This window comes from Testudinibacter crocodili, from assembly GCF_006228025.1.
Lineage (GTDB): Bacteria > Pseudomonadota > Gammaproteobacteria > Enterobacterales > Pasteurellaceae > Chelonobacter.
In genome coordinates this window covers 1-23534 of record NZ_VDHF01000044.1, presented here as the reverse complement: position 1 = coordinate 23534, position 23534 = coordinate 1, and the positions used below count along the sequence as shown (strand labels likewise).

Below are 23534 nucleotides of genomic sequence, written 5' to 3'. Positions count from 1 at the left end.
AAGATCAACAGACCCTAGGTTTTAAAAATAAAAATGTGGTATCAATTGTGTGGCATTTATAGCAAATATTTTCCGAAGTTTAAATAGCTAATCCGGATCTTTGCTGATATTCTGCTGAGAATTGCTGATCTTTTGCGAAGAAGCGATTAAAATGTATGAATTTTGTTAGCATTAAGGTAAAAGGGAGTTATAGCGCGTGCCGGTGCGGGGAGTAAACAACGCTAGAGATTTTTTGAGATATGCGATGACGCTGAGTTTATCGCTTGTTTTGGCATTTGTTTTGCTGAGTTATCCTGAATCCAGCTATGCCAACCAGCAGGATCTGTCTAAAATTCAACAGCAAATTAAACAGCAGCAACAACAGCTTGCACAGCAGCGCCAAGAGCAAAACCGCTTGCAACAAGAATTGAAAAAACAAGAAAATAGTATCAATAATGTCTTGGGCGAACTACGTAAAACTGAGCAGGATCTTGGTAGCCTACGGCAAAATATCCGCGAAACAGACAAACAAATTGCCCACTTAGAAAAACAACTGGCAACACAAAAGCAGAAATTGGCGGAGCAGTTGGATTCAGCCTATCGGGCGGGTTTGAATCCGTCGGTTATTGAAAAAATGCTGTCAGAAAAAGCGCAAGAAAGCGATCGGATGTATGCCTATTATCAACAATTTAACCGCACTCGTAGTGAGCTGATCGAATCTATCAAACAAACTCAAGCCAGTCTGGAAAAGCAAAAAGCCGAAGCGCAACAGCAGCAGAAACAGCAGCAAGCGATCCTGAATAAGCAGAAACAGTCGCAATCTTCGCTGCAAAAAACGCAGAATGAACGCAAATCAACTTTGACCAAACTGGATCGGTCGATTAAGCAAGGCGAAAACCGCTTGGAAGTGCTGAAAGAAAATGAAAACAGTCTGAAGCGCTCTATCGCACAGGCAGAACAACGGGCGAGGCAGCGTGAACAGCAAGAGCTTGCCGCTTATCAGAAGAAAAAAGCTGAACAAGAGAAAAAGAGTGATAAGCCGTATCAACCGACTGAAACAGAGAAACAGCTAACCCGTAAAACCAGCGGTTTAGGCGCTGGCAAAAAGCAGTATGCCTTACCGACCAGCGGCAGTATTGCCAACCGTTTTGGCTCGGTACAAATGGGCGAATTGCGCTGGAAAGGTATTGTAATCAACAGCAGCAACGGTGCAGCGGTGCAAGCGATCGCCGATGGGCGGGTGATTTTAGCCGATTGGCTGCAAGGTTACGGCTTAATGGTGGTGGTCGATCATGGCGCCGGTGATATGAGCTTGTATGGCTACAACCAGCGCTTGAGCGTACAAAACGGACAGTTCGTCAAGCGCGGTCAGAAAATTGCCGAAGTCGGCAGCAGCGGCGGACAAGGTAAATCCTCACTCTATTTCGAAATCCGCCGCAAAGGCAACCCAGTCAATCCGCTAAATTGGGTGAAGTGATGGCAAGATTACAAGATAGCCAACAAAATTTTTACGATAAGATTGCCCAGATTTTGCAATCTGCACGCACCCGAATCGTCCAGAGTGTGAATAGCACTATGGTGGCGACTTATTTTGAGATTGGCCGCTTGATTGTTGAGGAAGAGCTGAAAGGAAAACAGCGGGCTGAATACGGTAAAAAAATGATACAGGCGCTATCACAGCGGCTGACAGCAGAATTTGGTAAGGGATTTTCAAAAGATAATCTCAATAATATGCGTAAATTTTATACTATTTATCGTAGCCAAATTGACGAGACACTGTCTAGCCAATTTGTTGTTGGCACAGTCTCTGAACAATTCGACTTGAGTTGGTCTCATTATCTGAAATTAATGCGTATTCAAGATAATGATGAACGGCGCTTCTACGAAATTGAGTCTGCCAAAAATCATTGGAGTTTGCGTGAATTACAACGACAATATGATACCGCACTTTATACACGTTTGAGGTTGAGCAGAAATAAATCGGAAGTGCTGGCTCTATCAAAACAGGGACTGCGTATTGAAAAGGCGCAAGATCTTATCAAAGATCCGTATATTTTAGAATTTATCGGTTTACCGGAAAGTGCGGTTTATTCCGAGAGTGATTTAGAGCAACGGCTGATTGATAAGTTAGAACATTTTTTATTAGAGCTTGGCACCGGATTTACCTTTGTTGCTCGCCAAAAACGAATCACGTTTGATGAAAAACATTTTCGTATTGATTTGGTTTTTTATAATCGTTTATTAAAAGCATTTGTCTTAATCGATCTGAAAAATGGTGAACTAAAACATCAAGATATTGGACAGATGCAGATGTATGTCAATTATTATGACAGGGAAATTCGTTTGGCGGATGAAAATAAAACGATCGGTTTGATATTATGCCAAGATAAAAGCGAAGCGGTGGTGCGTTATACCCTACCGGAAAATAATGAGCAAATTTTTGCCAGCCAATATCAAACAGTGCTACCAAGCAAAGAAAAATTAATTGCGCTATTACAAGAGAAAGAAGATTAAATTTTATTTATGTTAAAAAGGGTATCTCAAACCGCACTTTGTTGTTTTCTACTGCTGTCAGGCAGCGGTTTTGCGGCACGTTTGGCGATTGTGATCGACGATATCGGTTATCGTGCCGACGATCAGAAAATTTATAACCTGCCTAAAGAGATTTCGGTGGCGATTATTCCGTCGGCACCGAATGCGATGGCACGAGCGAAACAGGCAAAGCAACAAGGGCGCGATATTTTGATTCACCAGCCGATGCAGCCGAAAGCCAAGATGAAACTGGAAAAAGAAGGCCTGCTGCTTGGAATGTCCGCTGAACAGGTGGCAAACAATATTGAGTATGCACGGCAAAAAGTGCCGTATGCCATTGGTTTGAACAACCACATGGGTAGCGCTGCTACCGCTGACCGCACGTTGATGACTCATTTAATGCAGCAGTTGCAACGGCACAAACTGTTTTTCCTCGACAGCCGCACCATTGGCAGCAGTGTGGCGACTAAAGTAGCACGAGAAAATGGCGTAGTGGCGTTGGATCGGCATATTTTCTTGGACGACAGCGACGACTACGCCGATGTGCAGCGCCAGTTTAATTTATCGCTGCAATATGCCCGCAAACACGGCACCGCCATTGTGATCGGACACCCACGCAAAAATACGATTCGAGTCCTACAGCAGGGCATTGCCAGTCTGCCGCAAGATATTCAGCTGGTCGGCATGGGCAGCTTATGGCGCAATGAGAAAGTGATTCCGCCGAAACCGTTTATTTTGCTGTTTAACGATTTACCGGCTTCGACCTCGGTTGCGCCTTTTATCAAGTATCCGCTGTTGCGTGGTGTGCCTGAATAAGACGTTGCTGAGCTATGGACACGGGTTGCTGATCTCTGCGTGCACCGCATTGATTTGTGCCAATGTCTCTTCGCTTAACCGCACGTTGATGCTGGCAATGTTTTCGGCAAGCTGTTCGAGGTTGGTGGCGCCGATAATATTGCTGGCGACAAAGCGTTGTTGGTTAATAAATGCGAGTGAAAGTGCGGTCAGGCTGATGCCGGCTTGTTCCGCAATCGCCGCATAACGTTCCACTGCTTCAAAGGCTTTTGGTTTGTTGTAGCGTTTAAAGCGTTCAAACAGGGTTAAACGTGCGCTTGGTGGCCATGGCTGAGTGCGGTATTTGCCGCTCAACATGCCGAATGCCAACGGTGAATACGCCAGCAAACCGACCTGTTCACGCAATGAAATTTCACTGAGACCGACTTCGTAGCTGCGGTTCAGCAAATTATACGGATTTTGCACCGACATCACTTGCGGTAAGGCGTGTGCTTTGTGCAGTCGCAAGCACTCCATCACGCCCCACGGGGTTTCATTCGACAAGCCAAAATAACGGATTTTGCCTTGCTGTTGCAGGGTTTGCAGTGCTTCTAAGCTCTCTTGCAATGGTGTGATATCCTCTGCTTCATCCAGTGCACTCAGCCCTAGTTGTCCGAAATAATTCACCTGCCGTTCCGGCCAGTGCAGTTGATACAGATCCAAATAGTCGGTTTGCAGCCGTTGCAGACTGGCATCACAGGCGGCGAAGATTTGTTGTTTGCTGAAGCGCGAACCGCCGCGGATATAGTGCTGATTATCATTGCCACGTGAAGGGCCTGCGATTTTGCTGGCAAGAATCAAATTCTGGCGCGGCTGTTTTACTAACCAACTGCCGATAAATTGCTCGGTTTTGCCATAGGTGCTGTGATTCGCCGGCACCGGATACATTTCGGCGGTATCAATAAAATTGACACCTTGCGATACGGCATAATTCAGTTGCTGGTGGGCATCCGCCTCGCTGTTTTGTTCGCCAAAGGTCATCGTGCCCAAACAGATTGCACTGACTTGCAGATCGCTGTTGCCTAATTGTCGATATTGCATTTTGCTTTCCTTACTTTGTTTTTTACTGAATAACCACCAAACTATAACAAATCTGTTTTACTTTTGTTGTGCTTTTTGCAGTGCAATGGCAAGTGCCGGGGCAGCGGAGCTGCCGTGGTTGGTGTTGGCAATCAAGATAAAGCGGCTATTGATACCGTCTCGTTGCAAAATAGTATTCAATTGTTCAACAGTCAGTCCTTTGCGGCGCTGTAAAATCCGTGCTCGTCGTGTCGGGTCTCGCTGCGGGTCGGCATTCGGATTTTGTTCGTATTCGCTTAAGGTTAGTGTCACTGATCTGGGTTTAGTTAGAAAAACAGCGGGTTTCTGTTGCAAAAGCGCTCCATCTCCCCACCAAAGTGATGGACTGGCGAGAACATACTCATCAAAGCGCTGTGGTTGCTGAAACAGGCTAAACAGCCCGAACAAACCGCCAAACGAATGTCCGAAAAAGATTTGCTTCATCGGCGTGGCAGTATTGTGGCTAACTTGCGTTATAAAGTGCGGTTGCAGTTCATCGCTGAAAAAACGTAAAAAGTCTGCGGCGCCGCCACCTTGTTGAAATTCGGCTCCGCTCGTGGCAAAGGTGTAATCTCTGGTGCGTTCGGCAACGGCGTAAGCCTCCGTGGTCGGATAGCCGACGGCGATAATGGTCGGTAGCGGCAGGGTGGGGTCAATCATTTGCAATGCCAGCGGAAAATGGGCATTGCCGTCGAGCAGATATAAAATTTTAGCGCTCTTGTGCTGTTTTGGTGTGGCGATAAACAGGCGGTAGTGTTTTCCTTCAAAAGTGCGGTCTTGCGTGCTGAGGGTGAATAGTGTCTGTAGATTTTGAACCGCACTTTTGTTGTTGCTGTGTGCGGTTGGCGTGGTTTGGGGGGACGTTGTGGTCATGTTGCAACCTGTTATGCCAAAAAGGATTAAACAAAGATAAAACAGTTTTTTCATATGGTTAAACACTCAAATGAAGTTATTGTGCAAGTTTTAATAAATCGTAAAAAATAATAATAACAATTATCATTGACTTAAATCAAATAATTCCTTTATGATATTTTTATTAATTTAGTCGGAAAAGTGATTTTTTACATTTCGCTTTGTACAAATTTTTTAAATAAAATCAAGCCTAAGGAACCTTAATTATGCTATTTGTTAAAAATAAAATTACTGTTGCTATTTTGTTGGTCTCTAGCTCGTTAGTGTATGCTGATCAGCAGTTGGAACAAATTAATGTGACTGCTGAACAACAGCTTAAACAATCTTTAGGAGTGAGTAAGCTGTCAGCGGAACAGATCAGCAAAAGTGCGGTGACCAATGATATCTCGGAACTGGTGCGCAAAATGCCCGGTGTTAATTTGACCGGCAATACCGCGACTGGACAGCGTGGTAATAACCGCCAGATTGATATTCGTGGTATGGGACCGGAAAATACCCTGATTTTAATTGATGGCAAGCCGGTGAGTTCGCGTAACTCGGTGCGTTACAGCTGGCGTGGACAGCGAGATACCCGTGGCGATTCCAATTGGGTGCCGGCAGAGGAGATCGAATCAATCGAAGTGTTGCGTGGTCCGGCAGCCGCACGTTATGGTTCTGGCGCGGCAGGTGGGGTGGTGAATATTACGACCAAAAAAATCAGTGAAAAATTAAGCGGCGCTTTGACTTATTACACTAACCAGCCTTTCGATCGCAAAGAAGGTGCCACTCATCGGGTTGGTTTCAACCTGAACGGACCACTGGCAGATGATGTATTGTCGTTTCGTCTATACGGTAGTGCCAACAAAACCGATGCCGATGCACAGGATATCAATACGTTGCAAAACGGCTCGAATGCGGCAGGTAGAGAGGGCGTGCGTAACCGTGATATTGCCGGACGGCTTGCTTGGAAAATCAACCCGCAACAGTTGGTTACCGTCGATGCCTCCTATAGCCGTCAAGGTAATATTTATGCTGGTGACACCCAGCATAACAACCCGACGGAATTAACTGAAAATTTATACGGTAGCGAAACCAACCGCATGTATCGTCGCAACTACTCGATTATGCACCAAGGTGATTGGTCTTGGGGAACCAGCAAATTGACCGGCAGTTATGAGTACACCACCAATAGCCGCTTGTTAGAAGGGTTAGCCGGTGGTCCAGAAGGGCGGATTAGCGAGTTAAGTTATGATGACAGTAAACTAAAAAATTCCCGTTTGGCAGGTGAAATCAGCGTGCCGTTTGAATGGGGCGTGCCGCAAGTGGTTACGTTTGGTGCTGAATTTAATCACGACAGCTTGCAAGATCCGGCATCAATGCGGCAAACGTTTGCCGATCGTGCGATTTTTGTTGGCTTGGAAAATTTGGATAAAGGCAAAACGGCGCAAGACAATTTCTCCGCATTTGTGGAAAATAATCTGTTGTTGAGTGACAAAATCAATTTAATTCCGGCGGTACGCTTTGACCGCAATAGCCGTTCTGGTAGCAAAGTGAGTCCGGGCTTGAATGCGTTTTATCACTTGAATGATAATTGGACGCTGAAAGGCGGGGTGGCGCAGGCGTATAAAGCACCGAATTTATATCAAAGCACGCCGGGATATTTGTTGTTTACCCGTGGCAACGGTTGCCCGATTGGTAATGCGACCCAGTGTTATTTGATGGGGAATGACAATTTAAAACCGGAAACCAGTATCAACAAAGAGCTGGGCGTGGAATATAATTTGCGTGATTGGAGCGCTTCTTTTGCGTGGTTCCGCAATGATTACCGTCATAAAATTGCAGCCGGCAAGGAGTTTGTGCAAAGTGTCAACGGTTATCAATTGCTGGAATGGACAAACGTTCCAAGAGCGGTGGTTGAAGGTTTGGAGGGCAGTTTCACTGTGCCGCTCACGGAAGATTTGAAATGGAGCAACAACTTCACTTATATGCTGCAAAGCAAGGATAAATCGACTGGCAATCCGTTGTCGATTATCCCGAAATATACCATCAACACCTTCCTTGATTGGCAGATCACACCACAATGGGATACACAATTGAGCGCTACGTTTTATGGACGGCAAAAACCACGCCAATATGCGGAAAATCGCACTGAAGCCGGTATGAATACTACTGGGGATATTTTGGATACCAGCACCGCAATTGGTAGCTATACACTGGTTGGCTTGAACACCGGTTATAAAATCAACAAAAATATTGATGTGCGGCTTGGGATCAATAATATCTTTAACAAAAAACTGTATCGCAGTGGCGCCGGTGCTGCAACTTACAATGAAAGCGGCACAGCAGTTTACGGCAAGTTAAGTGTGAGTTTTTAGCAGCACTGAAAGTATGAAAAAGGCGGAATGTTCCGCCTTTTTCTGTTAATGCCAGCTGGGTTATTTTTCGCTGTTGACCGCACTTTGTTCCGTTTGCGTTGCTGTGCGTTGCGGATCGCTCGGTTTACGGCGTTTACCAATATTTTTGCTGTCGCGGTGGCGCACTTTGACTTTTTTCTTCTCTTGTTGTTTTTCGGCTTTTTTCTCTTTTAAACGGGCTTTCTGTTTTTTACTGACACTTTTTTGATCGCCGTCTTTAGGTGGATTGGTGCGAGGTTCCAGCCCCTCGACAATGCGGGATTTTAACGCTTCGTTGGTGTAGCGGCGGATTTTGCCTAATAGTTTATAATCGTGTCCTTCCACCAATGAAATTGCATTGCCTTTTTTACCGGCACGGGCGGTGCGTCCGATTCGGTGCAGATAGGTATCGGCACTGTACGGCAGATCGTAGTTGAAAATGTGGCTGATATCCTCAATGTCGATGCCGCGTGCAGCCACGTCGGTCGCCACTAAAATCGTCACCACACCGTTTTTCAGTTTATCAATCGCATTGTTGCGCTGGGTTTGCGCCATTTCCCCTTCCAAATAGGTGCTGCGAATCCCACGTTTGCGTAGGTTCTCCGACAGTTCGCGCACGTCTTCACGTTTGCGTACGAATACAATGCCACGTTCAACTTCTTCGTTTTCAATCAGGCGTGCCAACAATTTGAATTTATGCTCTTTGCTGTCGGCATGGTACATCCATTGTTGGATTTTTTTGCGCTCACGGCGGCTCGGATCGGCGTCAATTTGTACCGGTTCATTCAAAATCCGCTCGGCAAAATCGAGCAACAGCTCGCCCTCTAAAGTAGCGGAAAATAGCAGGGTTTGGCGGCGCCAGCGGGTTTCGGCAGAAATGGTTTCGGCATCTTGTCCGAAGCCCATTTGCAGCATGCGATCCGCTTCGTCGAAAATTAGGATTTCCACCGCGCGGCAATCAAAATTTTCTTCTTTGATGTATTGCAGCAGCCGTCCCGGTGTAGCGACTACAATATCTTGATTCTTATTGAAAATTTCGCCGTGATTTTGATAAGCCACACCGCCGGTGATGGTGGCGATGCTGAGTTTAGTATATTTCGCTAACTCTTTGGCTTGCTCCGACACTTGCATTGCCAATTCACGGGTCGGGGTCAGCACCAACACACGAGGGGCGCCCGGTTTGCGGCGAGGGAAATCCAACAGATGCTGAATCGCCGGCAGTAAAAATGCCGCCGTTTTGCCGGTGCCGGTCGGGGCAGAGCCGAGAATATCACGTGCTTCCAAAGCGTGCGGAATCACTTCCGCTTGAATCGCCATCGGGCGCGAGTAGTTTTTATCGCGCAGGGCTTTCAGCAGTTCGGGTGCTAAATCAAATTCTTCAAAGTGTTGTGCTGTTGTCATAAATTACCTCAATCTTTTTGTGAGCTGATTATAGCCTGTTTTACTTCAGCCGTCTTAAATTTGTCTGTGGTAGAATTGTCCTTTATATTTTTTCTCATTTATCAACAAGGATCTTCGATGTCGGTATTTCGATTTAAACAATTTGCTGTTGCACATGATCGTTGTGCGATGAAAGTTGGTACTGACAGCATTTTGCTGGGGGCATGGGCGGAGATTGTCCAAGTGCGGTCGTTGTTGGATATCGGTTGTGGCAGTGGTTTGTTGGCATTGATGTTGGCGCAACGGTTGGCGCAGCAGGGTGAGGATTATCATATCACAGCCTTGGAAATCGACTCGGTGGCGGCACGGCAGGCAGCGCAAAATGTACGGCAATCAATGTGGGCGCCGCGAATAGAAGTGATTAATCATGATCTTTTTGATTATGTAAGACAGGTCAAACCGCACTTTGATCTGATTATTGCTAATCCGCCGTATTTTCATAGTGGTGTGGAATGTCGTGATTCGCAACGGCAGACGGCGCGTTATATTGCGCAACAAGGACATCTGGCTTGGTTGTTGGCGGCGCAGGGCATGTTAAATCCCCGTGGTAAAATAGCGTGGGTGTTGCCATATGACATGGCACGGAGTTTACAACAACAATTGTCGAAAACCGCACTTTATTGTGCCAAATGGGTTGACGTTATCACCAAGCAGGGCAAAGCGCCGCAGCGGGTTTTACTGGAGTTTAGATTGTTACCTGAAAGTGCGGTTAAGCCGCAAACAGAACGCAGTGAAATCATGATTTATCAGGCGGATAATCAATATCATCCTGATTTTATTAACTTAACCAACGCATTTTATCTAAAATTCTGATACCGCACTTTGCTTTTGCTTACACGGGCAAAGTGCGGTCAACTGTGTGAAGCCTAAATCCAATTTTCTAATTTAAGCGTCGTAACTCGTTGAAACTCTTTGGTGTTGTTAGTGATCAGCGTGCAGTCGAGCGCCAGCGCTTGTGCGGCAATCAGCATATCTAAACTGCCGATCAGTTGTCCACTCTTTTCCAGATTATGCCGCAGTTGTGCGTAATGCCAGATGGCTGATTCTCCCAACGGTATAATGTCCAGTGGTGTCAGGAATTTTTGCAGTGCAATTTTATTTTTTTGCGAGCCTGATTTTTCAACTCCAAACGCCAATTCAGCAGCGGTAATGCTGGATATACAAAGCTCACCTAGACGATAGGTGTTAAATTTTTCAAATACTTGTGGCGGTTTATGGTTGATAATGTAGATACAGATATTGGTATCGAGCATGTACATCAGAGCAATTCCTCTCGCACGGTTGCCGTTTGCTCGGCACGCGTTATTTCAAAATCAGTTTCAAATTCGTCGAGCGCTTCTGCTATCATCTGCCAAGGATTGTCTAACGGCAATAATAAAACACCATTACCGAAATGTTTAATACTGACTTCATCGCCGTCGAAGCGATATTTTTTCGGCAGACGAACCGCCTGGCTGCGACCGGTGGTAAAAATTTTTGCGGTTTCCATTGTATATCTCTCCTTCTGATAGCTATCGATAGTATATATCATATAGTGCGGAAAACAAGCGATGATGAAGCGATGGCAAATGGAATGAGGGTACCGCACTTTGCTTTCCTTAAACGGGCAAAGTGCGGTCTTGAATTAGCGTTGAACTCGGTTTTGTTTGGCGAGCTTGGTCCAGTTGTAATAGCCGTATAACGAGTTGAGCAAATAGGCGGAGTACATCAGGTACATCGCAGTGGTGTCTGCCCACAGGATAATCGAGAGAATGTTGATGATGATCCAGAAGTTCCATTGCTCACGATAGCGCAGGAGCATAAGTATTTGTGCCACCACGACCATGACAGTGGTGACACCGTCCAGTCCGATGGAGTTGCCGTCGGTGGTTTTTAGAAATCCGATAAACAATGCTGAGCCGACCACTATGCAGAACAGTGTGATTAACCAGCCCTGAAAACTCAAGGTTTTCGCCAGCACACTGTCGTTGTTGTCGTTATTGCTCATGTTGGCTTTCCAAAGGAAATAGCCGATAAATTGCGATGGGATATACACATAAAGTGCGGTGCTCATTTCGCCATAAAATTTGTTGTCCCATGATACGTAGAAATAGGTGTAGGCAAAAATCAGCCCGAAGAAATAGTTACTGATTTTTCCTTTACTGACAAATACCACACACAACAAACCGCTGATGCCGGAAATCACCGCCAGTAGTGATTCCGGTTGATAAATATATACGCCGATTTGCAGTGCCAGAAACAGAAAAATCCAGGCGGCTTCAAATTTTGTCCAACCGGAAAACAGTTCGTTTTTGACGAGTGTCAGGTAGTTCATAAATAATCCTTTACATTAACAGACCCTATTGAAAGTTGTTGAATTATAGCTCACCTCTTTTGTAAATCGCCAGTTGAAAAGCGAATTAATCGCCATTGTTGACGTTCATTTTAATAGTTTAATATTTTTTAGCGAAAAAGGTTAAACTAGGCACTGAGTTTCATCTATAATCAGCGCCTTTTTAGTTTGATGAGAGTAAACAGTTAGAGAAAAGATATGACGGCATTTGTAATCGGGCAACGCTGGCTCAGCGAAAGTGAAAACGGATTAGGTTTAGGAATGGTGGTCGGCGTGGATCAACGCACGGTGACATTGTTGTTTCCTGCCGCAGAGGAGCAGCGTGTGTATGCCTTTGCCTCTGCGCCGCTGATTCGGGTGCAGTTTAATCCGGGAGATAGCGTTAAGCACCATCAAGGGTGGCAGTTGCAAGTAGCGGAAGTGCATGAGCAGCAAGGGGTGCTGAGCTATCAGGGGGTGCGCTTGGATAACGGCGAAAGTGCGGTGCTGCGTGAAATGGAACTGGATCACAAAATTTCGTTCAGCAAGCCGCAGGATCGTCTGTTTGCGGCGCAAATCGATCGCAACGAACATTTTAATCTGCGTTATCAAGCGTTAGCACACCAACAAGCACAGTTTCAATCGCCGCTGCGCGGGCTGCGTGGCATTCGCGCTGGGTTGATCCCACACCAACTGCATATCGCCACCGAGGTTGGACATCGGATTGCGCCGCGCGTACTGTTGGCGGACGAAGTCGGTTTAGGCAAAACCATTGAAGCCGGTATGATTTTGCAACAACAACGCTTCAGCGGCAAAGCCGAACGTGTGTTGATTATCGTGCCGGAAAGTTTACAGCACCAATGGCTGGTCGAGATGTTACGCCGTTTTAATCTGCCTTTTTCGCTGTTTGACGAAGCACGCAGTCAGGATTTTGACGCTACCAATAGAGAAAGTGCGGTCGGCGATGAGGTAGAGAATCCGTTTGATACTGAAGCCTTGGTGATCTGCTCGCTGGATTGGCTGGTACAGCAGCCGAGCCGTGCCACCCAACTCGGCGCCAGCCAATGGGATATGCTGATTGTTGATGAGGCGCACCACTTGCAATGGAATGAAAGCCAGCCTAGCGCTGAATATCAACTGATCGAAACGCTGGCACAACAAATTCCGTCGGTGCTGCTGTTGACCGCGACGCCGGAACAGTTGGGGCAAGAGAGCCATTTTGCACGCTTGAAGCTGCTGGATCCGGAGCGTTTTTATGATTATGCGGCGTTTATCGAAGAACAACAGCAGTATCAGCCGGTGGCTGATGCGGTCAATACGTTACTAAATCACGCCGTATTAAGTGCGGTCGAGCAAAACAGCATTGCTGATCTGTTATCCGAGCAAGACATTGAGCCGCTATTTAAAATTATCAACGGCGAGCAATCCTCAACGGAGCAACAAACGGCGGCGCGGCAAGAGCTAATCCGTAGCTTAATTGACCGTCATGGCACCAGCCGAGTGCTGTTTCGCAATACTCGTCAAGCGGTGAAAGGCTTTCCAAACCGCACTTTGCACCAGATTAAACTGGCATTGCCAAAACAGTATCAAAATGCGCTCAAGGTGTGGCAGATGTTGGGCGAGAATGTCGCCGACGACGTGTTGTTTTATCCGGAAATGCTGTTCCAAAAACTGAATCCGAGCGCAGTATGGTGGGATTTTGACCCGCGAATCGAGTGGCTGATCACCTTCCTGAAAAATCACCGTGCTGAAAAAATTTTGCTGATCTGTCAACATGCGAATACCGCGATTCAGTTGGAACAAATTTTGCGTGAAAAAGAGGGAATTCGTGCGGCAGTGTTCCATGAAAAAATGAGCATTATTGAGCGTGACAAAGCCGCCGCCTATTTTGCGCAGCACGAAGACGGCGCACAAATTTTGCTCAGTTCGACCATCGGTTCAGAGGGGCGCAACTTCCAGTTCGCTTCCAATTTGGTGTTGTTCAATCTGCCGACCAATCCTGATCTGTTGGAACAGTGTATCGGGCGCTTGGATCGCATCGGGCAGCAGCACGATATTCAAATCTATGTGCCGTTTTTTGCCGACAGCAGCCAGCAGTTATTGGCGCAGTGGTATCACGACGGTTTGAACGCATTTGAAGAAACCTGCCCGATGGGTGCAGCAATTTTTGCACAACACAAAGTGCGGTTGCAGACATTTTTAACCGAAACGACTGACAGCGACGATTTCGCTCAATTTGTCAAGGTGACCCGCCAGCAACGGGAACAACTGAAATACCAACTGGAACAAGGGCGCGATCGCCTGTTGGAGCTGAATTCCAACGGCGGCGAGCAGGCGCAGCAGCTGGCTGCCGATATTGCGAATGACGATGCGGCTACCGATTTGATTCAATTCAGCTTAAATCTGTTTGATATTATCGGCTTGGAACAGGAAGATTTGGGCGAGAAAAGCATTGTGATCCAGCCGACCGGACATATGTTGGTGCCGGATTTCCCTGGTCTGAAAGAGGACGGCAGCACGGTCACCTTTGATCGCCAGTTGGCGCTTGCCCGGGAAGAATTGGAATTTCTGACTTGGGATCATCCGATGATCCGTAACGGTATTGATTTGATCACGGCGGGTGATATCGGCAAAAGTGCGGTTGCGGTGCTGGTCAACAAAGGGCTGCCGGCAGGAACCTTGCTGTTGGAGTTGATTTATGTGGTGGAAGTACAAGCACCGCCGGCGTTGCAGTTGAATCGTTTTCTGCCACCGACACCGATTCGCCTGCTACTTGACAACAAAGGCAATGATCTGGCGGAGCAAGTGGCATTTGCCGCATTGCAAAGACAGTTGAAGCCAATGGGCAAAAATATTGCCAATAAAATTGTAAAAATGACCCGAAGTGCGGTAGAACAAGGCTTGCAGCAAGGCGAAAAACTGATTGTGGCAAAAGCGCAGCGTTTGATTGACGAAGCAAAAATGAGCGCCGAACAACAATTAAACAGCGAATATCAGCGCCTGACCGCACTGCAAGCAGTGAATAAAAATATCCGCCAAGACGAAGTTATCGCACTGGAACAACTGCAACAGCAGTCGTTACAACAGCTGCAACAAGCCACTTGGCGCTTGGACAGCTTGCGGTTGATTGTCAGTAACAAGGAATAGCGAGAAGGAAACAGCATGGCACTGATTCATTACGATCCGCCGAGCGAGCCTTGGCTGGAGATTGTTTATCAAGATAATTATCTAGCGGCGATCAATAAGCCGAGCGGCTTGCTGTCGGTGCCGGGCAATCGTCCGGAATATCTCGACAGCGCCACTACTCGGGTGCGGCAAAAGTTCGGCTTTGCCGAAGCAGTACACCGTTTGGACATGGCGACCAGCGGCATTATTCTGTTTGCATTAAGCAAAAAAGCCGAACAGGAACTGAAACGCCAGTTTCGTGATCGTGAAACCAAAAAGCACTATCAGGCGTTAGTGTGGGGGCACCCTGAATCCGATGATGGATTTATCAACCTGCCGCTGATTTGCGATTGGGAAAACCGCCCGCGTCAGAAAATTTGTTATCAAAACGGCAAAAGAGCGGTCACCCATTACCAAGTGCTGCAACGCTATCCAAACAACACCGCCCGTGTGCGTCTGACCCCGATTACCGGACGTTCGCACCAACTGCGGGTGCATATGTTGGCGCTCGGACACCCGATTCTGGGCGACAAATTCTACGCCCACCCTGCCGCCAAAGCCCTTGCGCCACGGTTGTGTTTGCACGCTGAATCCTTGACCGTGACCCACCCGATCAGCGGCGAGCCGATAACCTTTGCGGTTGAAGCTGAGTTTTAGTTCCGCAAAGCGGGTAAAATTAGCTGAAATTATACTCAACTTGTATAATTATATATTGTGAGTATAATTTAGTATAATTTTATCCAGTCGGGGGATTTATGCTGATTCGAGATCCACTTTATTTTCACCGCACCACATTGGCGGAAACGCTGTTAGCCAACTTTAAATCGGGTATTTTTCATGCACTTACGCTTTTTGCACCGCGCCGAATGGGAAAAACTCAGTTTTTGCTGAATGATGTCGCCCCGCTAGCAGAGACGCAAGGTTTCAGCGTGTTTTATCACAGTTTTATGGACAGCGATAATGACTTTCGTGCTGCTCTACAACTGTTTTCTGAAAATAAAAACAATAAGGTGAAAGGTTGGTTTTCTCAAATCAAAGGCATCTCGATTGCTGGTAGTGGCGTTGAGCTAAACAAGCAAACGGAAGCTGAGCCGATCAGTCAAATTATCGCTCGTTTGGCAGATGAGAAAAAACCGACTTTATTACTACTCGATGAAATTCAAGAATTGGCGCGCGGTGTGAATAATAGCAATGTGGTCGGTTCGTTACGAACAGGGCTGGATTTATATCGCGATAAAATTAAAGTGATTTTTACCGGCTCATCTACCAATGATTTGCGCGCGATGTTTAATAACGGCAAAGCCCCGTTTTTTCACTTTTCGCATCAAATTGATTTTCCGCCGTTGGGGCGTGATTTTTCCGAGTTTTTAGCGGATATTTACCAGCAGAGAACAGAAGCATTCATCGACAAAACCGCACTTTATCAAACTTTTCTACGTCTGAACCAAACGCCAATGTACTTGCGTCAGATTATTGAACGAATGATTATTAACCCTGCATTAACGCTTGAACAAGCCACTGAAATTCAGCTGACTCAAAGCGGCACCGGTGCCGATTACCACAAAGTGTGGCAAGAATTGACGGCATTGGATCAGCAGTTATTGTTGGCAGTAGCTCAGGGGGAAACCGCACTTTATAGCGAACGTAACCGACATGAACTTGCAAGTAGATTAGGCGTGGCAGAGGTGAAAACCTCATCGATTCAGGGCAGCGTACGTAAGTTAGAAAATCGTGAATTGCTGACCAGAGATACTAAAAATAAGCAGTCTATCAATGAAAGTGCATTTAAAACATGGATTTTAGATCAATCGGTTAGTCAAAATTAGCTAAAATTATACTTGGATCGTATAATTATACTTTCTTCGTATAATTTTCGCTAAAATCAAATAAAAGTGCGGTTTTGCTTGAAGCAACCGCACTTTCGCTGAAAAAACCATTTCCCTTACCTGAAATCCTGTTATAATTATGCTGTATAAATAAACAGTATTCAGCAGGCAAATATGGAATTTTCAGAACTTTTAGACGGTTTAAACGACAAACAGCGGCAGGCGGTGGCGGCGCCGTTGGGCAATTATCTGGTGCTTGCCGGAGCGGGCAGTGGCAAAACTCGGGTGCTGACGCATCGGATTGCCTGGTTGGTCGGGGTAGAAAATGTGCCGGAGTCGCATATTCTGGCGGTGACGTTTACCAACAAAGCCGCTGCCGAAATGCGTCAGCGGATCACCGCTACCTTGCAGCGTGATAACGCCCAATCGCTATTTGGCATGTGGATCGGCACGTTTCACAGCATTGCCAACCGTTTGTTACGCGCTCATTATCCTGATGCCAATCTGCCGCAAGATTTTCAGATTTTGGATTCGGAAGACCAAGTACGGTTGCTGAAACGCTTGCTGAAATTGCACAACTACGACGAAAAAAACTTTCCGCCGAAACAAGCTTGTTGGTACATTAATAATAAAAAAGACAACGGCTTGCGACCACACCAAATAGACGATCATGATGACCGCAGCGAGCGTGAGTGGATTCGGATTTACCAAATTTATCAAGACGCTTGCGATCGTGCCGGCTTGGTGGATTTTGCCGAAATGCTGCTCAGAGCCTATGAGCTGTGGCTGAAAAAGCCGCTGATTTTGCAACGTTATCAACAACGCTTTCAGCATATTTTGGTCGATGAATTTCAAGATACCAACAATATCCAATATGCGTGGATCAAACTGCTTGCCGGAGAGCACGGCAAAGTGATGATTGTCGGTGACGACGATCAGTCTATCTACGGCTGGCGTGGTGCAAAAATCGAAAATATTCAGCGCTTTTTGCAGGATTATCCCAATGCCGAAACCATTCGCTTGGAGCAGAATTACCGCTCAAGCGGCAATATCTTGCAAGCGGCAAACCAATTGATTGCCAATAACAGCGACCGCTTAGGCAAAAATTTGTGGACTGAAGGTGCGCAAGGCGAACCGGTCGGGATCTATTGTGCTTTTAATGAATTGGACGAGGCCCGTTTTGTGGTGTCGCAAATTCAGCAGTGGCAGGAAAAGGGCGGTCAATATAGCGATTGTGCGGTGTTGTATCGCAGCAATAGCCAATCGAGGGTGCTGGAAGAGGCGTTGCTGCAAGCGCAGATTCCATATCGCATTTACGGCGGAATGCGCTTTTTTGAACGGCAAGAGATCAAAGATGCGTTGGCATATCTGCGCTTGATTGCCAACCGCAATGACGATGCCGCTTTCGAGCGGGTGGTGAACACCCCGGCACGTGGCATTGGCGACCGCACTTTGGATACCTTGCGCCAGCTCACCAGAGAGCGGCAGATCACCTTGTGGCAAGCCACCAATTTGGCAATTCAGGAGAATAAACTGGCAGGGCGTGCCGCAACCTCCCTGTTACGCTTTATGGAATTGATCAACGCCCTAGAGCAGGACAGCAGCGAGATGCCGCTGTTTGGGCAGACCGATTTTGTGATTAAACATTCCGGTTTGTACCCAATGTATCAGCAGGAAAAAGGCGAAAAAGGCGAAGTACGGATCGAAAACTTGGAAGAACTGGTATCCGCCACCCGTGAGTTTATCAAGCCTGACGAAGCCGACGATATGAGCGATCTGACTGCTTTTCTCACCCACGCTTCATTGGAAGCCGGCGAAGGACAGGCGGATCGCCATCAGCCGAGTGTGGAAATGATGACCTTGCATTCCGCCAAAGGTCTGGAATTTCCACGAGTATTTCTTGTGGGGGTGGAGGAGGGGATTTTCCCCAGTCGCATGGCGTTGGAGGAGAGCGGTCGTTTGGAAGAGGAGCGGCGCTTGGCATATGTTGGTATCACCCGCGCTAAACAACAACTTACCATCAGCCATGCGGAAAGCCGCCGCTTATACGGCAAGGAAGAGCGGCATGTGGTTTCACGTTTTGTCACGGAACTGCCACCGGAGTGTATCCGCGAAATCCGCCTACGTGGCACGGTCACCCGCACTTTTAGCCCGTCTTCGAATGCAAGTGCGGTCAGCCATTCGGGAATTAACCTACTCAACCAAAGCCAATGGAAAATGGGACAAAAAGTCAGCCACCCGAAATTCGGCAACGGCACGATTATCAACGTCGAAGGCAGCGACAACAATACCCGATTACAAATCGCCTTTCAAAATCAAGGGATTAAATGGCTAATTGCGCATTTAGCGAAGTTGGAGAAAATATAAATAAATATTGCGTAACAATGGTTTAAACGGTATAACTTTCCCCGAAAAATCGTATTGTATTAGATTATTTAAAATGTTTATTTGATGAATAAGATTCAAATTCCCTCGCCTGTTGCTCAAAGCGGCTGTTTTCATCACGCAGTAAACTTTCGGCTTGCAGACCCAGTTGGCGGCAGAGGTTGCTGACGCTGAACAGCAATTCTGCCAGCGGCTTGGCGGCGTGATCTTGATTGGCGGCGACCGCACTTTTGATTGCTGCCAGTTGTTGTTCGGCTTGCTCGAGGTTCTGCTCGACGGATTGGGTGGCAAAATCGAGTTTTTTCGCGCGTTTTTGCAATTTTTCGGCGCGCAGCAGTGCCGGCAGTGCATGCGGAACGTCGTCCAACAATGAAGTCTGTTGTTTATTCAAGCGCTCTTGTTGTTTTTTGCTTTCCCAATTGGTTAACGCTTCTGCGGCGCTGTCTGCCGATTTATCGCCGAAAACGTGTGGATGACGGTGGATCAGCTTGTTGCTTAAGGTTTCGACCACCGTATTAAAATCAAAATACTGATCTTCTTTTGCCAATTGGCTGAGAAATACTACTTGCAGCAACAGATCGCCCAGCTCCTCTTGCAGGGCACTGAAATCTTCGGTTTTTAACGCTTCGACTACTTCATAGCTCTCTTCCAATACGCAAGGAATCATCGTTTGATAAGTCTGTTCCAAATCCCACGGGCAGCCGCCTTGCGGATTACGCAGTTGCGCCATAATGTCGAGTAATTGTTGAATCGCAGCAGTCATTGGATTTCCTTATTTGAGACAAAAGTGCGGTTTTACTTTGAGTATAGCGTATCAGTATAACCCATGAAAAAACCGATTTCATTGCTGAAATCGGTTTTTTGTGTTGCTAGCTATTTCGTTAGGATCGCTTGCTTCGGGCGATTATTTTGAACCCGGAATGCTGAAACGTTTGTTGAAACGCTCTACGCGACCACCGGTGTCAACCACACGTTGTTTACCGGTGTAGAACGGGTGGCACACGCCACAGACGTCCAGATTGATATCGTGACCGGTTGTTGAACGGGTCTTGATGACATTACCGCAAGAACAAGTTGCCGTAATTTCTTTATATTCAGGATGGATACCTTTTTTCATGGAAAACCTCAGTTTGAAGCCATATCGCTATCGGGAGCGTGCCCGACACCATATGTAGTTAATAATATGCGCAATACGCAGGTGTTTTAAAGACGGCGGATTATACAGCATAACGTGCGGTTAAGCAATAGCCACCGAGTTTTTGTAACGGCAACGGTTTTATCGTCAGTGCGGTACATTAGGAAATCCGCTATAATGCGCTTTTTCCCAATCGGTGAGAGTATTATGCGTCTAGTCCGCGTTGCGTTGGCAATGCCTTTAATGCACTATTTCGACTATTTAATTGAATCTTCCGCTGCGCTAGGCATCGGCAGTCGTGTGGTGGTGCCGTTTGGGCGGCAAAAGCGGATTGCGATTGTGGTAGAATTTCCAGCGCAAAGTGATGTGGCGCCACAACAGCTGAAGCAAATTATCGGTGTATTAGATAAAACCTCAGTATTTAACGACGAATTGTATGCGCTGTTAAAGTGGTCGGCGGGCTACTATCAAACCGGATTAGGCGAAGTGTTGTTTCAGGCACTGCCGGTCAAGTTGCGCCAAGGAGAAACCGCGCAAAGTGCGGTTGAGTTGGTGTGGAAAATTTTGCCGCAGGGGAAAATCGCCTTGGCACAAGGAGAGTTAAAACGAGCAAAAAAACAGCAGCAAGCACTACAACAACTGGCTGAAGCCGATGAAAACGGCATTTTACAGCGAGAAGCGGAATTTAGTCGTGTGATTTATAAAGCATTGCTTGAAAAAAAATGGATTGCCGAGCAGCATTTGTTTGCCCAGCCTGAAGCTTGGCAAACCGCACTTCAACAACATAACTGGTTGAATCAGCAAGATAAACTGCGTTTGAATAAACAGCAGGCGCTGGCAGTTAGTGCCGTTTGTATCAGTCATGGTTTTCAATGTTGGCTGCTGGACGGTGTCACCGGTTCGGGCAAAACTGAGGTCTATCTGCATTTGATGGAACATGTGTTGCAGCAAGGCAAGCAGGTGTTGTTGTTGATTCCTGAAATCGGTTTGACACCGCAAATTGTGCGCCATGTAGAAAACCGTTTTAAGTTGCCGATCGATGTATTGCACTCTAATTTAACCGATTCTCAGCGGCTATTGGCGTGGCAACGCGCTAAGAATGGCGAAAGTGCGGTAGTGATCGGCACTCGGTCTGCGCTGTTTACCCAATTTCAAGATTTGGGTTTGATTATTTTAGACGAAGAACACGATTTATCTTATAAACAGCAGGATTCAGGTTGGCGCCATCATGCCCGAGATTTAGCGGTAATGCGGGCAAAAAACAACCATATTCCGCTGGTTTTAGGCAGTGCCACGCCGAGCTTGGAGAGTTTGGCAAATGTGGCTAGCGGTAAATATCGTCACTTGGTGCTGAATCAACGGGCGATGAACAGTGCAGTGCTGAACCATAAGCTGTTGGATCTTAAAAAACAACGGGTTGATCGTGGGCTTTCTGAACAGTTGATCGCGTTAATGCAACAGCATTTATCTAAAGGCAATCAGGTGTTATTATTCCTTAATCGGCGTGGATTTGCCCCAATTCTACTTTGCCATGAATGCGGTTGGATTGCACAATGTCAACAGTGCGATCGCCCTTTCACCTATCATAAAAAAAATAATATCTTAAGTTGTCATCATTGCGATCGAAAAACTAAAGTACCACAACAGTGTGCTGTGTGCGGTTCAACTCATTTGGTGACTTCCGGAATGGGAACCGAGCAGTTAGAAACGGTGCTGGCAGAAAAATTTCCAGATTACGGTATTGCCCGGATTGATCGCGACAGCACTGCACGTAAAGGTGCTTTGGAAGCCAGTTTGGCGCAAATAACAACTAAACAGAGCCGAATTCTGATCGGTACACAAATGCTAGCGAAAGGCCATCATTTTCCGGATGTGACCTTGGTGGCGATGGTGAATATTGACGGAGCGTTATTTTCACAAGATTTCCGCAGTGAAGAGCGATTGGCACAGTTGTATGTCCAAGTTGCAGGCCGCGCTGGGCGAGGAAGCAAAAGCGGTGAAGTCGTGCTGCAAACGCATTTTCCACAGCATCCATTGTTACAAACACTACTGACACAAGGTTATAGCGCATTTGCACAACAGGCGTTGCAGTTACGCCAAACAATGGGGTTGCCACCTTTTTCAGCACAGGCGCTATTTCGTGCCAAAAGTAAAAATAGTGAAAGTGCGGTCGAGTATTTAACCGCACTTGCTGCTTTTTTCGCTGATTTTTGCCGAAAAAATGCGATTCAAGGCTTGCAGTTATTAGGACCGATTGAAGCATTGCAAGCGAAAAAAGCCGGACAATATCAGTGGCATTTATTATTACAACATTCGTCAAGAGCGGTGTTGCAGCATTGCTTGATTCAATTTTCGTTACAACGCCATGAGCTGAATTTAAATCGGTACACGCGTTGTATTTTGGATGTCGATCCGCAAGATTTTAACTAGAAAATAGGATAATAACGATAGATGCTAGGCTTTTGCTGACTTTTTCAGTAAAATCTCGCTTTATTTACGATAAACGCTAATTTAAATAAGGTAATTTGAGTGGTTCAACGTGACTATGCTACTCGTGGCAGAACAAAACCGAAGAAAAAAACAAATCGGGTAAACAAGGGATTGTTGCTGATAATTGCGGCGGCTATTGTTGCAGTATTTGCAGCCGGATTATATTTATTAAAAGAGAAATCGATCGAAAGCGGTATTGTTGCCAATCCCGAAAAAGTTGAAGAGAACAATAAGCCAAAAAGCACTTTGCCTAGCCGTCCGGAGGAGGTGTGGAGCTATATCCGTGATTTGGAAACTCGAGAAATTCCGGTTGATAACAGTCAGAAAAGTTTAGATAAAGTACAAAACCTCACTGAGGAACAGAAGCGAATTTTGCAACTGCTGGAACGGGATGCCCAAGTAACCGAGGTGGCAAAAGTGGATAAGAATGTAGGGACTCAGCAGCCTGCTACAACACCACAAGCGGCAGCACAACAAACTGCGGCGGTTAGTCCAGTTACACCGCCGGAAAAAGCAAAGGAACAATCGGTAAAAGCGACAGAAAAAGCGGAAATTGTGCAAGCTAAGCCGCAAACAGAAAAGAAAACTATAGCAAAAACACCAAGCAGCACTACAGCACCAACGACCACGGCAGCAATCACAACGGCAAAATTTGGATTGCAGTGTGGCGCATTTAAAAATCGGCAGCAAGCAGAAAACTTGCAGGCTAAGCTAGTTATGGCTGGTTTTGATGCAAGAATTTCCAGCAGCGCAAACTGGAACCGAATTTTTATCGGGCCATTGGGTGATCGCGCCACTGCTAATAGTGGCTTGCAAAAAGCGAAAAGTGTTGCAGAATGTGTCGTTATTGGCATGTAAATAATTTTTTTGGATAAAAAAAGATCAACTGATAAAGATTCGGATCTTTTTATAAAAAAAAGTATTGACTTAATTTTGGGGTGCAGTATTATGTGCCTCCTTTCCACAGGGAACTAGATAAGTGAACTGTTGAAATCTGTTCTTTAACAATATATCAGACAATCTGTGTGGGCACTTGTGCAAGACATTGGTGAAGTCTTACTGTTATTCAGTGGGACGAAAAAAATAAACTAAAG

Annotated in this window: 19 protein-coding genes; 11 read left to right on the top strand and 8 right to left on the bottom strand. The window is 46.4% G+C overall.

Translation table 11 applies throughout. The features are described 5' to 3' along the window. Positions 1–244 precede the first annotated feature (244 nt). Genes envC through FHQ23_RS04895 form a run of 3 tightly spaced genes read left to right on the top strand, consistent with a single transcriptional unit; the run spans position 245 to position 3327 of the window. Positions 245–1456: a murein hydrolase activator EnvC gene (envC, locus tag FHQ23_RS04905; RefSeq protein WP_139613321.1), complete on the top strand. Its 1212-nt coding sequence runs from the start codon at positions 245–247 to the stop codon at positions 1454–1456. Beyond that, entirely contained in the window at positions 1456–2493 is a 1038-nt protein-coding gene (locus FHQ23_RS04900; protein ID WP_139613320.1) for a PDDEXK nuclease domain-containing protein, read from the top strand. The genes envC and FHQ23_RS04900 overlap by 1 nt, the downstream gene beginning before the upstream one ends. A gap of 9 nt (positions 2494–2502) precedes the next feature. Then, complete coding sequence (locus FHQ23_RS04895) at positions 2503–3327, top strand: divergent polysaccharide deacetylase family protein (protein WP_139613319.1); 825 nt, start codon at positions 2503–2505, stop codon at positions 3325–3327. 12 nt (positions 3328–3339) lie between these two features. On the opposite strand, the gene FHQ23_RS04890 is transcribed toward FHQ23_RS04895, so the two are convergent. Both FHQ23_RS04890 and FHQ23_RS04885 read right to left on the bottom strand, forming a co-directional pair. Further along, positions 3340–4386: an NADP(H)-dependent aldo-keto reductase gene (locus FHQ23_RS04890; RefSeq protein WP_139613318.1), complete on the bottom strand. Its 1047-nt coding sequence runs from the start codon at positions 4384–4386 to the stop codon at positions 3340–3342. Between the two features lie 57 nt (positions 4387–4443). After that, positions 4444–5277: an alpha/beta hydrolase gene (locus tag FHQ23_RS04885; RefSeq protein ID WP_176552251.1), complete on the bottom strand. Its 834-nt coding sequence runs from the start codon at positions 5275–5277 to the stop codon at positions 4444–4446. Positions 5278–5522: 245 nt separating this feature from the next. Here FHQ23_RS04885 and FHQ23_RS04880 point away from each other — a divergent pair, with 245 nt between their 5' ends. Further along, positions 5523–7670, top strand: a complete 2148-nt coding sequence (locus FHQ23_RS04880) for a FepA family TonB-dependent siderophore receptor (protein WP_139613316.1) — start codon at positions 5523–5525, stop codon at positions 7668–7670. 60 nt (positions 7671–7730) lie between these two features. Here the strand turns inward: FHQ23_RS04880 and srmB are convergent, their stop codons facing one another. Next, positions 7731–9089: an ATP-dependent RNA helicase SrmB gene (gene srmB / locus FHQ23_RS04875; RefSeq protein WP_139613315.1), complete on the bottom strand. Its 1359-nt coding sequence runs from the start codon at positions 9087–9089 to the stop codon at positions 7731–7733. Positions 9090–9206: 117 nt separating this feature from the next. Between srmB and FHQ23_RS04870 the strand changes: the two genes are divergently transcribed. Beyond that, a complete protein-coding gene (locus tag FHQ23_RS04870) occupies positions 9207–9941 on the top strand; it encodes a tRNA1(Val) (adenine(37)-N6)-methyltransferase (protein WP_139613314.1) in 735 nt (244 codons plus the stop codon). Positions 9942–9994: 53 nt separating this feature from the next. Here the strand turns inward: FHQ23_RS04870 and vapC are convergent, their stop codons facing one another. The 3 genes from vapC to pnuC all read right to left on the bottom strand — a co-directional run bounded on the left by vapC (position 9995) and on the right by pnuC (position 11442). Beyond that, a complete protein-coding gene (gene vapC, locus FHQ23_RS04865; protein ID WP_267963619.1) occupies positions 9995–10387 on the bottom strand; it encodes a type II toxin-antitoxin system tRNA(fMet)-specific endonuclease VapC in 393 nt (130 codons plus the stop codon). Further along, positions 10387–10617, bottom strand: coding sequence for an antitoxin (locus tag FHQ23_RS04860; RefSeq protein WP_139613312.1), 231 nt, complete (start codon positions 10615–10617; stop codon positions 10387–10389). The genes vapC and FHQ23_RS04860 overlap by 1 nt, the downstream gene beginning before the upstream one ends. 135 nt (positions 10618–10752) lie before the next feature. Beyond that, positions 10753–11442, bottom strand: a complete 690-nt coding sequence (pnuC, locus tag FHQ23_RS04855) for a nicotinamide riboside transporter PnuC (RefSeq protein WP_139613311.1) — start codon at positions 11440–11442, stop codon at positions 10753–10755. Between the two features lie 216 nt (positions 11443–11658). On the opposite strand from pnuC, the gene rapA reads away from it, so the two are divergent. From rapA to uvrD, 4 genes are all read left to right on the top strand, one after another. Next, positions 11659–14586, top strand: coding sequence for an RNA polymerase-associated protein RapA (gene rapA / locus FHQ23_RS04850; protein ID WP_139613310.1), 2928 nt, complete (start codon positions 11659–11661; stop codon positions 14584–14586). A 15-nt stretch (positions 14587–14601) separates the two neighbouring features. Continuing rightward, complete coding sequence (gene rluA / locus FHQ23_RS04845; RefSeq protein WP_139613309.1) at positions 14602–15261, top strand: bifunctional tRNA pseudouridine(32) synthase/23S rRNA pseudouridine(746) synthase RluA; 660 nt, start codon at positions 14602–14604, stop codon at positions 15259–15261. Positions 15262–15359: 98 nt separating this feature from the next. Further along, entirely contained in the window at positions 15360–16430 is a 1071-nt protein-coding gene (locus FHQ23_RS04840) for an ATP-binding protein (RefSeq protein WP_139613308.1), read from the top strand. A 174-nt stretch (positions 16431–16604) separates the two neighbouring features. Continuing rightward, entirely contained in the window at positions 16605–18797 is a 2193-nt protein-coding gene (uvrD, locus tag FHQ23_RS04835) for a DNA helicase II (protein WP_139613307.1), read from the top strand. Between the two features lie 64 nt (positions 18798–18861). Here uvrD and mazG read toward each other — a convergent pair whose 3' ends face one another. Together mazG and rpmE are read right to left on the bottom strand one after the other, a co-directional pair. Next, positions 18862–19578 (bottom strand): nucleoside triphosphate pyrophosphohydrolase, encoded by a 717-nt coding sequence (gene mazG, locus FHQ23_RS04830; protein WP_139613306.1) that lies wholly within the window; start codon positions 19576–19578, stop codon positions 18862–18864. Between the two features lie 141 nt (positions 19579–19719). Next, the gene (gene rpmE / locus FHQ23_RS04825; protein WP_139609238.1) at positions 19720–19932 is read right to left on the bottom strand and encodes a 50S ribosomal protein L31; all 213 of its coding nucleotides are present in this window, start codon (positions 19930–19932) and stop codon (positions 19720–19722) included. Positions 19933–20157: 225 nt separating this feature from the next. On the opposite strand from rpmE, the gene priA reads away from it, so the two are divergent. Together priA and ftsN are read left to right on the top strand one after the other, a co-directional pair. Further along, positions 20158–22380, top strand: coding sequence for a primosomal protein N' (gene priA, locus FHQ23_RS04820; RefSeq protein ID WP_139613305.1), 2223 nt, complete (start codon positions 20158–20160; stop codon positions 22378–22380). 99 nt (positions 22381–22479) lie between these two features. Further along, positions 22480–23298 (top strand): cell division protein FtsN, encoded by an 819-nt coding sequence (gene ftsN, locus FHQ23_RS04815; RefSeq protein ID WP_139613304.1) that lies wholly within the window; start codon positions 22480–22482, stop codon positions 23296–23298. Positions 23299–23534: the final 236 nt, after the last annotated feature.